Origin of the sequence: Enterobacter sp. UNJFSC 003 (assembly GCF_036903355.1) — a bacterium.
In the GTDB taxonomy this organism is placed as follows: domain Bacteria; phylum Pseudomonadota; class Gammaproteobacteria; order Enterobacterales; family Enterobacteriaceae; genus Enterobacter.
On sequence record NZ_JBAKHK010000225.1, the window covers coordinates 1 to 259 of the forward strand.

Sequence of the window (259 nt, forward strand, 5' to 3'; positions counted from 1 at the left end):
GTCTTTGTCTCGGTGGTCGCGCTGAAGCCGACATGGTGCGTACCGGCGCTGCTCGCGCTGACCTGTGCGCCCGTTTTTCTCTGAAAGATACGCCAGCGGCTCTGCGCTGGCTGGAAGAAAACCAGCTTGAAGACGGGCATGAATGTTTGCTTCGTCGCGTGATCAGCAGCGATGGTCGCTCCCGTGGTTTCATCAACGGTACAGCTGTTCCTCTGTCACAACTGCGCGAACTGGGTCAGTTGCTGATTCAGATCCATGG

Annotated in this window: 1 pseudogene; it reads left to right on the top strand. The window is 57.5% G+C overall.

The annotated features are described in order from the left end of the window. Nucleotides 1–259, top strand: a pseudogene (locus V5P19_RS23910) (DNA repair protein RecN); the annotation flags it as partial.